The following is a 13601-nucleotide window of genomic DNA, read 5'->3' as shown; positions in this document are numbered from 1 at the left end:
TACTAATTAATCGCCGTCTCTACTCAGCACTCCCAATACCCAGGAAACTTCTGCTAACTCATCAACAAAAAAATGAAAGAGCAGCCAAAAAGACCAATAGTAATAGATTTGTTTGCTGGTGCAGGAGGGCTAAGTTTAGGATTTGAACAAGCTGGTTTTGATGTGAAAGCTGCTGTTGAAATCGATCCAGTTCATGCAGTCATTCATAAATTTAATTTCCCCCATTGCGTTGTATTACCTTGTTCGATAACTGAATTATCCGGGAAAGAGATTCGGGAAAGAACTGGAATTGGCAACCAAAATATTGAAACTATAATCTCTGGGAGTCCCTGTCAAGGTTACTCCTATATAGGCCGTAGAGCATTAGACGATCCCAGAAATTTTTTAGTCAAAGATTTTATCAGAATTGTCTTAGAATTAGAACCTTCTTATTTTGTTTTTGAGAATGTTAAAGGTTTGACAGCTGGAAAACATAAATATTTTCTATCTGAACTAATTGAAACTTTCAGCGAAAATGGCTATCAAGTCCGTTTACCGTGGAGAGTTTTGAATGCTGCTGATTATGGAGTACCACAAAAGCGAGAAAGATTATTTATTATCGGTGCAAAAAAAGGTTTTGTCTTGCCTGAGTATCCTACCGGATCTACTAAACCACTTTATGAAACGTTAGCCAACCCTATATTACCTCGTACTCCTTCTTGTTGGGATGCCCTTGGAGATTTACCAGAAGCAGAAGAATTTGAAGAGTTATTATACAGTGATTCAGTAGAGACGGAAAAATGGAGTAATCCCAGCAACTATGCACGAGAGATGAGATGTTTAGATGCTAGCAGCTGGCATTTTGGCTATAGAAGAAATTGGAATTCGTCTGTTTTGACTTCTAGCATGAGAACTAATCATTCGCAGATTTCACGCGCTAGATTTCAAGTCACAGAACAGGGAAAAAAAGAACCTATTTCTCACTTCTTCAAACTTGCAGAAAATGGCATCGCCAACACTTTAAGAGCAGGAACTGATGCGGCTCATGGCGCACATACTTCTCCAAGACCTATTCATTATAGTCAGCCTCGTTGCATTACGGTACGGGAAATGGCACGATTACATGGCTTTCCCGATTGGTTTCGTTTTCATATTACTAAATGGCATGGTGCAAGGCAAGTAGGGAATGCAGTTCCGCCGCCATTAGCAAGAGCAATTGCTACAGAAATTATCAAATGTTTGGGAATTATTCCAACTACTCCTGAAAGTGTTTTGGATTTGGGAGATCCAAAACTTTTATCAATGAATATGAAACAAGCTGCAAATTATTGGCAGTTGACTAGAGAAAAATTATTTGAGCGATCGCTGAGTCTACTCTAACATCGTTTCACTTTTTTGAGAGCCAATACCCTTGATTTTCTAATCATTTTGAATTCTCACTGGAGGCGGAGCTTGAGAAGCTCCGTTCTTGACTTCTGAATCCTTAACTTAATTTTCAAATTAAAAATAGTATAATTTATTGAATAATTTTTTCTAGATACTGAGCAATCATTTGCTGTTCACCCCCACGGGAAATGACAGTTTGCCGGGTGCGATATTTCTTGCCAATTATTTTTAATTCTTCTTCAAAAAGAGCGCCATTTTCTTCTGTCCACAAGTATATTGTTTTGGGATCTCGAAAGTAGTATTCAGCTATAACTAACTTAGGCACAGGAAAATTGCGACCAAAATACATAGTTGTTCCTAAGCTACCTAATACTGTCCAACGTCTAGAACCTTGCTCACCTGTTTCTGCATCTACTGTGTTCCATTCGACGTAGGAACCACAAGTCAATTCATCACTTTCATCCAATTCATGCAGTTTTGCTAAATCAATTAATTCAGGGGTTCCTCGATCTAGAAAGCGCATAGTTACTGTTTTTGTTATTTCCCTAATTTTGCCATTTGGTAGTGCATAGTAGCGTCGCTGAGAACACCAATCGCCATTGGATTCTTGCAGAAAATTTTTAATTAATGATTCTTGTTCTTGAGATGCTATCTTGTTGTTTTGATTCATTACTAGTATTGTATCTATCTTCTCTGGGGAACTTATTTTGAATACAAGGATCGTCAAAAAATCGAGTATTCCCTAAAGGAATATCTGCGAGGATAGGAACCTACTGTGAATAGGAAATTAGGTAAACCAGTATTTGCTAAATTAACACTCTGCTTATTGATATAATAACTACTTAGTTCTAAGTTAATAACCGAATTAATACTTAAACAAAAGGCTATAGTTTTCAAATTTAGATATTAATTGCTTGTATAAAATGTATTATTTATTACAATTTTCCTCAGAGTCAGACTGTTGTAATATCGTCATTTACCTGAAAACAGATGTAGTAAAAAAATTTGAAGCTCTATGAGAATTTTTGTTCTATATACTCTATAATTCTCATAATTACGGTATCTGGCTAGAAATACCGTAGATTTAGGGGTGAATTCAAATGAGCGAGTTGCAACAACAGACACAAGTGGGTAAATACCTAACTCAGGCAATGCAGATTTATCGCAAGAAAGCTTTGGAAGTTATGGAATTTTGGTACCAACGCCGAATTAGAAATTGGTTCAATGGACGTAGTATCCAAAGCTTCATGAGTTTGTTGCTCATAGGTGCTGTTTTAAGTATGTTAGTTGCCTCCTGCTCTGAAAGCAGCTCAGCTACAAAGGCTGATGTAAAGCTGAGGCTGGTTTCCTTTTCTGTTACTAAAGCAGCTCACAATCGGATAATTCCTAAATTTGTAGAAAAGTGGAAGCAAGAACACAACCAAAACGTCACATTTGAGCAAAGTTATGGGGGTTCTGGTGCTCAAACTGCTGCTATCATTGACGGTTCACAAGAAGCAGATATAGTACATTTGGCACTTCCCCTGGATGTAAATAAAATTCAGCAAGCAGGTTTAATTAAATCAGGTTGGGAAATCAAATCTCCCAGAAATGGTATTGTTAGTAGATCAGTTGCTACTATTGTCACCCGCGAAGGTAATCCGAAAAACATCTATACATGGCAAGACTTAGCAAAAGAAGGCGTGACATTGATTGCGGCTAACCCAAAAACCTCTGGTATTGCTATTTGGGAATTCTTAGCTTTGTGGGGTTCGGTGACTCAAGCAGGAGGTGACGAAACAACAGCATTAGATTATGTCACCAAAGTCTATAAAAATACCCCTGCGCTGACAAAAGATGCTCGTGAGGCTAGCGATTTATTTTTCCAAAAAGGTCAGGGAGATGTCTTAATTACCTACGAGAATGAAGTAATTTTGGCAGAGAAAACTGGCACAAAACTGCCTTATGTTGTACCAAAAATCAATATTTCTATTGATAACCCTGTAGCTGTAGTTGATAAAAACGTTGATAAACACGGCACAAGAAAAGTTGCACAAGCATTTGTTGATTATCTTTACTCAGCAGAAGCTCAACGAGAATTTGCTAAATTACAATATCGTCCTGTTAACCCCACTGTTGCCCAAGAAGTATTATCTCAATATCCACAAGTAGATACATTATTCACATCTCAAGATTTAGGTGGTTGGGATAATATCGAGAAAAAGTTTTTTGTAGATGGGACGATTTTTGACAAAGTTCAAGCTGGCAAAAAAGCATAAGTCTTAGTTTTTTAGTTCAGGATTTTCTAAATGCAAGTAGATAAAAACTATTAGGCATTTTGTGTTAGTTTACCTCAATTGATAATTTATGAGCTTTCGTCGCCGATTCAAAAATAGCTTCTTGTTAACTTATTTAATGCTTCTTGCCAGTAGCATCAGTGCTTGTAACAGCGGACAGGAATTGAAAAGTCAAGTAAGTATTGATGGTGCAGCTGTAGGTTTTCCTGTTTCTTTAGCAGTTGCAGAAGAATACGGCAGAGGAAAACCTGAAGCTAAAGTTAGTGTGGCTTCAAGTGGTACTGGTGGTGGTTTCAGTAAATTTTGTAATGGTGATATTGATATAGCTGGTGCTTCTCGTACCATTAGAGACGAAGAAATCAAGAAATGTCAAAGTAAGAATATTGACTTTGTTGAGTTGCCTATAGCTTTAGATGGTATTGCTGTGATTGCCAATCGTAAAAATAACTTTGCCAAATGTCTAACTATTAAGGAATTAGACAAGATTTGGAGTGCTAAATCAGATGGCAAAATCTTGAGTTGGAATCAAGTAAATCCTAAATTCCCTAATGAAAAACTCAAGCTATATGCTCCAGCTTCTGATACTGGAACATTCGATTATTTGACTCAAGCTGTTACTGGGAAGGCTAAGAATGGTCGTACAGACTACACTCCCAGCCACAATCAAAATTTACTAGTACAAGGAGTATCAGGAGATGAGTTTTCATTGGGATATGTAGGTATATCTTACTATATTCAAAACCAACAAAAACTTAATTTAGTTGGTGTAGAAAGTCCTTCAGGAAAATGTCAAAAACCAGTTCCGGTGGATAATGTGATCAAAAATATCTACACACCTTTATCTCGACCTCTATTCCTCTACGTAAGTAAAAAATCTTTAGATACTAAACCAGCAGTCAAAGAATTTGTAGATTTTTATCTAGATAATTCTTGGAAATGGGTAGATAGCGTTGGTTATGTTGCACTACCTGATGAAGCATATGTCAGAGTCAAACAAAAATTTGGTAGGGGTGAAACTGGGACTAAATTTAAAAAAGCAAAACCGGGTGAACCGATTACAAACTTTATTTAAATAAACTCCTAGTCATTGAAATCAAAAATTAACTTTTTATGGCAAATATGAATTTTCAAGAAGATCCTTATCTATTATCTAGACAGTCTCTGGAGAAAAACGCATCTGAAGATATCTCAGAAAAGATTGTTGCAGTAATTTTATTTAGTTGTGCTCTAGTTTCGGTTTTAACTACCTTTGGTATTGTCTTAATTATCTTTCAAGAAACATTTGGTTTTTTCCAAGAAGTTTCCTTTGCCCAATTTTTTCTTGATACTAAGTGGACACCTCTATTTGCAGATAGGCATTTTGGTGTTTGGCCTTTAATTAATGGTACTTTTTTAACGACTGCGATCGCAATGGCAGTGGCTATTCCTTTAGGTTTATCTTCTGCGATTTATTTGAGTGAATATGCTCAGCCGAAAGTAGCAGCAATTTTACGTCCCGCAGTGGAACTTTTAGCAGGCGTTCCAACTGTCGTCTATGGGTATTTTGCGCTATTATTTGTCACCCCATTATTGCGAAATATTTTCCCCCTGGAAATTTTTAACGCCTTGAGTGCAGGTTTAATGATGGGGATAATGATTACTCCCACTGTTGGTTCTATCAGCTTAGATGCTATTAAAGCAGTTCCCCGTTCTTTGCGCGAAGGAGCTTATGCCATAGGTATCACTAAACTCGAGACTATTTTTAAAGTAGTTTTACCAGCAGCGCTTTCCGGAATTATCGCTTCGATTATTTTGGGTATTTCTCGAGCTGTGGGTGAAACAATGACTGTTCTCATTGCCGCGGGACTACAGCCAAAATTGACTATTAATTTTGCGGAATCCATAGAAACTATGACCGCTTACATGGCACAAATTTCTGGTGGAGATAGTCCGCGTGGCAGTCTCAATTTCAAGACATTATATGCTGTAGGTGCTGTTTTGTTTTTGATTACACTAACTTTGAATATTGTTAGTTATTGGATTGCTAATCGCTTTAAAGAAAAATACGAGTAATAGGCATGGCTACAAGTTTTAAACAAGATGATTCTTGGGATTCAGCAACAGAATTTACTGATAATGTTGAGAAAAGAGAAACGCTAGGAAAAGTATTTGAATTCCTTTTTTTATTAGGGTTACTGATTGGTTTATTTATCCTAGCATTGCTACTTTTTGATATTCTCCGAGATGGATTAGGCAGATTTTTATCGCCTGGTTTTCTTACGGAAACGCCTTCTCGTTTCCCTGACCAAGGTGGCATTCGTCCTGCTATTGTTAGCAGTATTCTTCTAGGAGTTGTTGTTATTTTAGTCACTGTACCCATTGGTGTTGGAGCAGCTTTATATCTTGAAGAATACGCGCCTAAAGTTTGGTGGACAGCAATTATTGAAATTAACATTAGCAATCTGGCTGGTGTGCCTTCTATCGTTTACGGATTGCTAGGTTTAGGAGTTTTTAATTATTTGCTTGGGTTCGGCCCAGCCTTGATTTCTGGTGCGTTGACTTTATCTTTATTATCTTTACCAGTAATCATTGTGACGGCTAGAGAAGCAATTCGCGCTGTGCCAGATTCGCTGCGAAATGCTTCTTATGGATTAGGTGTAACCAAATGGCGAACTATTAGCAATCATGTCATACCCTATGCAATTCCTGGTATTTTAACTGGAGTGATTATTTCTGTATCCCGTGCTATTGGTGATGCTGCATCTTTAATTGTTGTCGGTGCTGTGGGTTTTCTCACTTTTGACCCTGGTTTGTTTCAAAGATTTATGGCATTACCCATTCAAATTTACAGCTATATCACTCGTCCGGAACCGGGTTTTGCTGATGCAGCAGCAGCCACAATTATTGCGTTGTTATTGTTGATTTTAGTTTTAAATGGTGTGGCAATTTATATCCGACAACGCTTCTCAACACGTTAGGTGATTCGTAAGAATTCAGAATTTAGAATTCCAAATTCCGAATTAATAAAGATAGCCGAATAGCTAATTGGGTAATTTTTCTTAAATTTTGGAGATACGCAAAATGACCAATAGTAATAGTAGAAGTCAACGAGATAGTGCCACAATAGAACAAACAAATACAGTATTTAATGCTGAAGGAGTAAAAGTATACTATGGTGGATTCCTGGCACTTTTAGATGTTTATTTAAAGGTTCCGGAAAAACAAATTATTGCTTTTATTGGGCCTTCAGGATGTGGTAAAAGCACCTTACTGCGTTGCTTCAATCGGATGAATGACTTAATCCCTGGAGCGAAGGTAGAAGGTAGATTGAATTATCGTAATCGCAATATTTATGACCCCAATATCAATTCTGTAAAATTACGCCGTCAAGTGGGAATGGTTTTTCAAAGACCGAATCCTTTTCCCAAGACAATATACGAAAATATTGCTTTCGGCCCCCGTTCTAACGGCTATAAAGGTAATATTGACGAATTGGTAGAAAATTCCCTCAGACGCGCTGCCATCTGGGATGAAGTCAAAGACAAACTCAAAGAGAAAGGTACTGCATTATCTGGCGGACAACAGCAACGGCTTTGTATTGCCAGAGCGATCGCTATGAAGCCAGATGTATTATTAATGGATGAACCATGCTCTGCTCTCGACCCGATTTCTAGTCGTCAAGTAGAAGAATTGTGCTTAGAACTTAAGCAACAATATACCATTGTCATGGTGACTCACAACATGCAGCAAGCTTCCAGAGTTGCAGATTTTACCGCTTTCTTCAATACAGAAATTGACGAGTATGGCAAACGTCGCGGAAAATTAGTCGAGTTCAGTCCCACAGTGCAAATGTTCAGTTCTCCCCAAACCAAAGAAGCTGAGGACTATATCAGTGGGCGTTTTGGTTAAAGAGACATTACACAGCAGAATTGAGAACTCAGAATTTAGAACTTAAAATTCAGTAGTAAAAGAAGCTTTATGCTTGGGTTTGAATTGAGGTTGTCTACTTCACCAACTTTAAATCTGTTGTATTTCTAATTCCGGAAAATATGCTGAGGCTTGACAGTACTTAACTAAAGTAAAATTTTAGTTAAGTACTTATACTGTGTATTATGTTTAAGCCTCTGTCGTTTGCTTTAATTGCAGTTACCCTGCTCGCAGCATCCATTAATAACCCGCCTGCTACCTTGGCTGGAACGTGTGCGTCTAAGTGTGGTTCGCGTCCAATTCAGTTTAACCCTGGACAACACATCCGAGTTGAAGTAGTAAATAGCACACCTAATTTGATTAAAATCCAAAAACCCTCCGGGACTGATGCAATATCCTTGAGTCCAGGACAGAAATTAAATTTAGAACAAATAGAAAGTACAGAACCAAATACATCTCTGATATTCTGGAGCGAAACGGGTTTGTCGCTACAAGCAATTGTCTCAAAACCTAACTTTGGCACATTGCGGGTCGAACTCCGTCCTACTTGGCGTTCTCCTGGCGATCGCTCGTTGTATATTATGGATGATGGTAGAATCAACGTGTTTTAGGATTTTGGAGTGAATTTGGCACGTTGCGTTGAGGCATCGGTTCTGGTAAAAGTTATTCAGGCGATGCCTGCGGCGGGCTACGCCTACGCTTTATCAAAATGGAAACTCCTGATTTTTAATTGTGCCAGACCGACCTTTAACTGAATCCCTAAAACAAACCAGATCCCTACCCAATCAACGTTGGCAGATTTATCCACAGCAAACTCAGTTAGCTCAAAAGCTAGGGGTTGAGACAAATCTTTCACCCATCATCAGCCAGCTGTTAATTAATCGCGGTATCGAAACATCAAAAGCAGCACAAGAATTTTTAGAGCCAGAGTCTTTAGTCTTGCCTTCCCCCTTAGAAGAATTTCCAGATTTGGCGATTAGTGTAGAGTTATTGCAAAATGCGATCGCCTCTCAAACAAAAATTGCTATTTGTGGTGACTACGATGCTGATGGCATGACTAGCACTGCTTTACTTTTACGTAGCCTCCGCACTTTAGGGGCAAAAGTAGACTATGCTATTCCCAGTCGGATGCACGAAGGGTATGGTATTAATAAACGCATAGTTGAAGAATTTCACACTGAAGGATTTGGACTAATTCTCACTGTAGATAATGGTATCTCTGCATTTGAACCAATAGCTAGAGCTAGAGAACTTGGTCTTGCAGTTATTATCACCGACCACCACGACATCCCCCAAAAACTACCACCAGCCAATGCTATTCTCAACCCCAAACTTATAGCGGAATCCTCACCTTATCGCGGTGTTGCTGGTGTTGGTGTCGCCTATATCTTGGCAGTGTCTCTAGCACAACAGCTACGAGAGACTAAAGGCTTAATTAGACCGATGTTAGCACTATTTACACTGGGAACGATCGCAGATTTAGCTCCCTTAACTGGCGTCAATCGCCGCTGGGTGAAACGCGGTTTACAGCATTTACCCAAATCCAACTTAGTTGGAATCCAGGCGTTAATTCAGGTAGCTGGAGTGCAGGCGAGGGAAGAGGGACAAGGGGACAAGGGGAAAGAGGACACGGGGACACGGGGAAAAGAAGATACGGGGAAAGAATTCTCCGCGTCCCCGCGTCTCCCCATCCCTGCGTCATCTTCTCCCAAATCCTTGAAGCCTGAAGATATCGGATTTCGCCTGGGGCCGCGAATCAATGCCATTGGTCGGATTGGTAATCCCCAGACTGTGATTGAACTACTAACTACAGATGATATGGGGGTGGCGCTGGAAAGAGCAATGCAGTGCGAACAAATAAATCTCAGCCGCCAGCAGATGTGTGAGCAAATTGAACAAGAAGCGATCGCTGTTGTAGAGACCTTCTATGCAACGTCTCTACAGCAAGACCGTATATTAGTTGTTGTGCAACCCAATTGGCATCACGGCGTTATCGGTATCGTCGCCTCCCGCTTGCTAGAACGCTACGGCGTCCCTGTGTTTATTGGTACGTATGAAGATGAGCAGCACATACGCGGTTCAGCACGAGGAATTCCAGAGTTTGATGTGTTTGCAGCTTTGGAATATTGCCACGACTTACTAGGCAAATATGGTGGACACAAAGCAGCCGGTGGATTTTCTCTACCAGCTGAAAATTTACAGACGCTGCGATCGCGTTTGATTGAGTTTGCCAACGGATGTCTTGAACCCCAACATCTCAAGCCTCTGCTGAAAATCGATGCCGAAGTCAACCTCAACCAAATCAATCAGCAGCTTTATCAACAGCTTAATGCCTTGCATCCTTGCGGTATCGAGAATCCCGATCCCGTTTTTTGGACACCTAATGTCCAAGTGGTAGAGCAGCAAATTGTTGGCAAGGGTCATATTAAACTGACAATTGCCCAAACTGTTGATGGTCAACAGTATAAAATTAAAGCGATCGCTTGGCGTTGGCGCGATTACTTCCGCCTACCATCACGGCTAGATGTCGCTTATAAACTGCGAGAGAATCACTTTAACGGTAACACTACCATCGAGCTAGAGTTAGTAGGTGCGAGATTACCAATTCAGATTCAACAATTTTTTGTTTCGCCGCCTACCTCTTCAAGTACCACTTTTGAATACAACCAGCGACAGTATACTTGTGGTTTCTATAAAAATGGTTTGGCAGCAGAATTAAGAATTAAAAATCCTGAAGGCAAAGTCTTAGCTATGCAACCAGGACAGGTAAACGGTTTGCTTGGCACTAATCGTCAAGATGCCAAAGAAGTTGATATTTCTCAACCACTGTATGACAGTATTATCCAGGCAGCCCTTCAAGCATTATCAGTAACTAGTGCTGAGTTATGAGTTCTGAGTTTTAAGTTATGAGCTTTAAATTTCAAAATTTTCTTCTGACTCTATACTCAACACCTCTTCTGACTCAATACTCAGCACCGATCGCTCTTAAAGGTTACCGTTGCGAAATGCCAGCACAAAGATTACCGCTGGCCCAGCAATCACGATTAGCGCCACAGACAGTAACTGGAAAATAACTTCCCAATTGATGCTGGTAAAAGCGTTAAACAAGTCAGACACTGCGTCAAACATTTTCCTCTTCTCCTGCTAATTTTTAAAAAATCCAATAACTTAGTTAGGAAACCCGCAATCGATCATATCTGGCCACGGGCTGTAGAATTTAATTTACTTAACAAAATTATAAGAAAAAACATAAAATGTGAGAAATTGGGGACTAGGAACTAGTAGTTTGCTAAAAGAACTTGGCGGGCTAAAGGGTAAAGGGAAAAGGAGAGAGGTTTTTAATCCCTTTTATAGCAGGGAACAGGGAATAGGCAACAGGCAACAGAATTGAAAGTTTATTGGCGTCAGGATTTGACGATCGCTTTATGTCCTAAACTATGCTTCAACTGCTATACCTTTCCCCAGACCTCACCGAGCATTTTTAGGTTGGTGTTACATCCAAATGAGAATCGCTATAATACCCAGTACCGAATCCCCAATCCCCAATCTCAAATGGCAACTTGGCAATGTATAAAGGAATGTGGAGCCTGCTGTCATCTCGATCCAGCAGAGCGTCCAGATTTGGATGAGTATCTCTCACCGCTAGAACTAGAACTTTACCTCAGTATGGTAGGTGAAGGAGGATGGTGCATTAATTTTGACCATGCCACGCGAGAGTGCCGCATCTACTCAAATCGTCCACGCTTCTGCCGTGTGGAGTCAGAAGTGTTTCAAGATCTGTATGGTATTGAGGCAGAAGAACTGAATGATTTTGCCATTGACTGCTGTCGTCAGCAAATAGAGGGAGTATACGGCGATCGCAGTTTAGAAATACTACGGTTTGATCGAGCTGTTGGCCTTTAACACTACCATCCTGGTTTTTTCTCTGGAGTTGCAATTTATTACAAAAATCTGAGAATATGATAGAAATATGAAAGCAACCTAGCAACAAAACTATTGCCTGTGAAACTAGATTCTGCACCTTTAGAGATTTCTGGCATATCTCCATCTGAGATCGAGCTAGAACTGAAAGACAGTAACGATTTTAACTTCAATTCTGCTCAGTGTCTGGAAGTTCAGCCTGTAGTTGCAGATAATCCTCGAAAGCAGGAATCACCGCTAGTAATTTTTGGTACAACCTTTATAACTATCTTTTTAGCAGAGATTGGAGATAAGACTCAGTTATCGACCTTATTAATGAGTGCAGAATCTCATTCACCGTGGGTAGTATTTATCGGATCTGCGGTTGCGCTCATAACCACGAGCTTATTAGGTGTACTTTTAGGTAGTTGGATAGCCAGCCGACTCAGCCCCAAAACTGTAGAAAAATCAGCAGGTGTAATGTTGTTGTTGATTTCTCTAATGCTGTTTTGGGATGTATTTATTAGTCATTAGTCATTGGTCATTGGTCATTTGTCATCTCTCCCTCATCTCCCCCCTCAATAATATGGATTGGCATCTTCTTGGACTGAGCTTTATTACAGTTTTTTTATCGGAATTAGGTGACAAAAGTCAGCTAGCGGCGATCGCACTTACAGGGCGTTGTCAATCTCCGCGTGCTGTATTTTTTGGCACAGCCGCAGCACTAATATTGACAAGCCTTTTAGGAGCATTAGCAGGGGGAGCAGTAGCAGAATTATTACCTACACGCTTCATGAAAGCGATCGCTGCTGTGGGATTTGCCATCCTAGCTGCACGTCTGCTGTTATTTAATAATGAAGTATCAGAAGTATCATCTGATTCTGAACAAACACCTTGAAGGAGAATTCAGAGTTCAGAAGTCAGAATCACTGTTGGTGAAGGATTAGGCCTACCAATTAAAAGCACCAAATCATAGATTTGGCGCGAGTCTTAAACCTATTTATTTATCCCGCAGCCATGAAGTAGCAAGGTTTAAAACCAAATCACTCACTGAAACTGGAATTAATACTGAATTCTGAGTTGTAAATTCTTCTTCACAAAGGTTCCCAACCAGTTCCCTTGTAGCCGTATTGAAAAATTTCTGGATGTAAAATTTCTGCCAAAATTTCTAGAGAGTCCACCAGTCGGGGTCCTGGACGATTGAAGTAAGAATTACCATCAGTGATGTAGACCCTACCAGTTTTGGTAGCGTGGAGTTGTTGCCATTCTGGAAGTTGAGTTAACATCTGGGCTTCTTGGCGAGTGCGATTTAAATCAAAGCCGCAAGGCATAAAAACAATTACATCAGGATTGCTTGCTATTAGTGTTTCCCACGGTAAATGAGGAGAAGGTTGACCTGCGACACTAAACAGGGATTGTCCTCCTGCCAAGTTAACCAATTCCGGAATCCAATTCGCCGCTACCATCAAAGGATCGATCCACTCGATGCAAGTAATGGTGGGCAGTTCATTTAAACCAAGTCCTTGGATTCTTTGCTCACAAATTTTGACACGAGCCTCTAGATTTTCTATGACTTTTACTGAATCTACGCCGAAGATGTTGCCTACTCGCTCAATGTCAGCACAAATATCTTGGAGAATGTTAGGTTGTAAAGAAATAATCTGGGGTTGGCTCTCAACGAGTGTAGCAACTGCTTTTTCGACTTCGTGCAAGCTGACAGCACAGACATCACACTGGTCTTGAGTGAGAATGTGAGTGGGCTGCAACTGCTCTAAAACATCTGTTTTTATTTGGTAGATACTGAGAGCCGATTGCAGCAAATTGTTCACCTCATCGTGAATTTGGCTGCTGGAAGCATTGGAATTGAGGCGTGCTTGGGTACAAATAGGGCGATTTTGGATTTCTGGGGGGTAATCGCATTCGTGCGATCGCCCTACAATAGCGTTAACCAATCCTAATGCGGCTAAAATCTCTGTTCCACCGGGAATTAAGGAAACAATTCTCACATTACTATCCATCATCGCTCCACCTTTGTAACAGCTACCATTAACTTAATTCTGGCAAAATTTAAGTCATTAGATATCTTTCTGTAGGGGAATTCAAGGGTATTGTGTTTAGTCAGAACAAATCAAGAATCCAACCCTGAGGAATTGT

General features: G+C 40.0%; 14 protein-coding genes. 11 read left to right on the top strand and 3 right to left on the bottom strand.

Going from position 1 to position 13601, the window contains the following annotated elements; genetic code table 11:
* Nucleotides 1–72 precede the first annotated feature (72 nt).
* Nucleotides 73–1359, top strand: a complete 1287-nt coding sequence (locus ACM0OY_RS24630; protein WP_414571453.1) for a DNA cytosine methyltransferase — start codon at nt 73–75, stop codon at nt 1357–1359.
* Nucleotides 1360–1495: 136 nt separating this feature from the next.
* On the opposite strand, the gene ACM0OY_RS24625 is transcribed toward ACM0OY_RS24630, so the two are convergent.
* Entirely contained in the window at nt 1496–2035 is a 540-nt protein-coding gene (locus ACM0OY_RS24625) for a phycobiliprotein lyase (RefSeq protein WP_414571452.1), read from the bottom strand.
* 430 nt (nt 2036–2465) lie between these two features.
* Between ACM0OY_RS24625 and ACM0OY_RS24620 the strand changes: the two genes are divergently transcribed.
* From ACM0OY_RS24620 to ACM0OY_RS24590, 7 genes are all read left to right on the top strand, one after another.
* Nucleotides 2466–3623 (top strand): sulfate ABC transporter substrate-binding protein, encoded by a 1158-nt coding sequence (locus ACM0OY_RS24620; protein ID WP_414571451.1) that lies wholly within the window; start codon nt 2466–2468, stop codon nt 3621–3623.
* 88 nt (nt 3624–3711) lie between these two features.
* Nucleotides 3712–4713, top strand: a complete 1002-nt coding sequence (locus ACM0OY_RS24615; RefSeq protein WP_414571450.1) for a PstS family phosphate ABC transporter substrate-binding protein — start codon at nt 3712–3714, stop codon at nt 4711–4713.
* Nucleotides 4714–4751: 38 nt separating this feature from the next.
* Nucleotides 4752–5693, top strand: a complete 942-nt coding sequence (gene pstC, locus ACM0OY_RS24610; protein WP_414571449.1) for a phosphate ABC transporter permease subunit PstC — start codon at nt 4752–4754, stop codon at nt 5691–5693.
* 5 nt (nt 5694–5698) lie between these two features.
* Nucleotides 5699–6598, top strand: coding sequence for a phosphate ABC transporter permease PstA (pstA, locus tag ACM0OY_RS24605; RefSeq protein ID WP_414571448.1), 900 nt, complete (start codon nt 5699–5701; stop codon nt 6596–6598).
* Nucleotides 6599–6701: 103 nt separating this feature from the next.
* Nucleotides 6702–7529 carry a phosphate ABC transporter ATP-binding protein PstB gene (gene pstB, locus ACM0OY_RS24600; protein ID WP_414571447.1) on the top strand — a complete coding sequence of 276 codons (828 nt, stop codon included), beginning with the start codon at nt 6702–6704 and terminating at the stop codon, nt 7527–7529.
* A gap of 203 nt (nt 7530–7732) precedes the next feature.
* A complete protein-coding gene (locus ACM0OY_RS24595) occupies nt 7733–8158 on the top strand; it encodes a hypothetical protein (protein ID WP_414571446.1) in 426 nt (141 codons plus the stop codon).
* 121 nt (nt 8159–8279) lie between these two features.
* Nucleotides 8280–10436 carry a single-stranded-DNA-specific exonuclease RecJ gene (locus tag ACM0OY_RS24590; protein ID WP_414571445.1) on the top strand — a complete coding sequence of 719 codons (2157 nt, stop codon included), beginning with the start codon at nt 8280–8282 and terminating at the stop codon, nt 10434–10436.
* Between the two features lie 96 nt (nt 10437–10532).
* Here the strand turns inward: ACM0OY_RS24590 and psb30 are convergent, their stop codons facing one another.
* A complete protein-coding gene (gene psb30, locus ACM0OY_RS24585; RefSeq protein WP_069068686.1) occupies nt 10533–10676 on the bottom strand; it encodes a photosystem II reaction center protein Ycf12/Psb30 in 144 nt (47 codons plus the stop codon).
* A gap of 423 nt (nt 10677–11099) precedes the next feature.
* Here psb30 and ACM0OY_RS24580 point away from each other — a divergent pair, with 423 nt between their 5' ends.
* The 3 genes from ACM0OY_RS24580 (at nt 11100) to ACM0OY_RS24570 (ending at nt 12345) form a co-directional block, all read left to right on the top strand.
* Entirely contained in the window at nt 11100–11450 is a 351-nt protein-coding gene (locus ACM0OY_RS24580) for a YkgJ family cysteine cluster protein (RefSeq protein ID WP_414571479.1), read from the top strand.
* Between the two features lie 99 nt (nt 11451–11549).
* Nucleotides 11550–11981 carry a TMEM165/GDT1 family protein gene (locus tag ACM0OY_RS24575; RefSeq protein ID WP_414571444.1) on the top strand — a complete coding sequence of 144 codons (432 nt, stop codon included), beginning with the start codon at nt 11550–11552 and terminating at the stop codon, nt 11979–11981.
* A gap of 52 nt (nt 11982–12033) precedes the next feature.
* Nucleotides 12034–12345, top strand: a complete 312-nt coding sequence (locus ACM0OY_RS24570) for a TMEM165/GDT1 family protein (protein WP_414571443.1) — start codon at nt 12034–12036, stop codon at nt 12343–12345.
* Between the two features lie 196 nt (nt 12346–12541).
* Here the strand turns inward: ACM0OY_RS24570 and ACM0OY_RS24565 are convergent, their stop codons facing one another.
* Nucleotides 12542–13468: a cobalamin-binding protein gene (locus tag ACM0OY_RS24565; RefSeq protein WP_414571442.1), complete on the bottom strand. Its 927-nt coding sequence runs from the start codon at nt 13466–13468 to the stop codon at nt 12542–12544.
* Nucleotides 13469–13601 lie beyond the last annotated feature (133 nt).

The sequence above is a fragment of the Nostoc sp. CCY 9925 genome, assembly GCF_963920935.1.
GTDB lineage: Bacteria > Cyanobacteriota > Cyanobacteriia > Cyanobacteriales > Nostocaceae > Nostoc.
This window is presented reverse-complemented; position numbering and strand designations above follow the sequence as displayed.

Bases quoted from the DNA above. Each gene is read 5' to 3' on its own strand.
- pstC (WP_414571449.1), top strand. From the start codon at position 4,752: ATGGCAAATATGAATTTTCAAGAAGATCCTTATCTATTATCTAGACAG.
- ACM0OY_RS24570 (WP_414571443.1), top strand. From the start codon at position 12,034: ATGGATTGGCATCTTCTTGGACTGAGCTTTATTACAGTTTTTTTATCG.
- ACM0OY_RS24630 (WP_414571453.1), top strand. From the start codon at position 73: ATGAAAGAGCAGCCAAAAAGACCAATAGTAATAGATTTGTTTGCTGGT.
- pstB (WP_414571447.1), top strand. From the start codon at position 6,702: ATGACCAATAGTAATAGTAGAAGTCAACGAGATAGTGCCACAATAGAA.
- ACM0OY_RS24565 (WP_414571442.1), bottom strand. From the start codon at position 13,468: ATGATGGATAGTAATGTGAGAATTGTTTCCTTAATTCCCGGTGGAACA.
- ACM0OY_RS24625 (WP_414571452.1), bottom strand. From the start codon at position 2,035: ATGAATCAAAACAACAAGATAGCATCTCAAGAACAAGAATCATTAATT.
- pstA (WP_414571448.1), top strand. From the start codon at position 5,699: ATGGCTACAAGTTTTAAACAAGATGATTCTTGGGATTCAGCAACAGAA.
- ACM0OY_RS24595 (WP_414571446.1), top strand. From the start codon at position 7,733: ATGTTTAAGCCTCTGTCGTTTGCTTTAATTGCAGTTACCCTGCTCGCA.
- psb30 (WP_069068686.1), bottom strand. From the start codon at position 10,676: ATGTTTGACGCAGTGTCTGACTTGTTTAACGCTTTTACCAGCATCAAT.
- ACM0OY_RS24620 (WP_414571451.1), top strand. From the start codon at position 2,466: ATGAGCGAGTTGCAACAACAGACACAAGTGGGTAAATACCTAACTCAG.
- ACM0OY_RS24615 (WP_414571450.1), top strand. From the start codon at position 3,712: ATGAGCTTTCGTCGCCGATTCAAAAATAGCTTCTTGTTAACTTATTTA.
- ACM0OY_RS24580 (WP_414571479.1), top strand. From the start codon at position 11,100: ATGGCAACTTGGCAATGTATAAAGGAATGTGGAGCCTGCTGTCATCTC.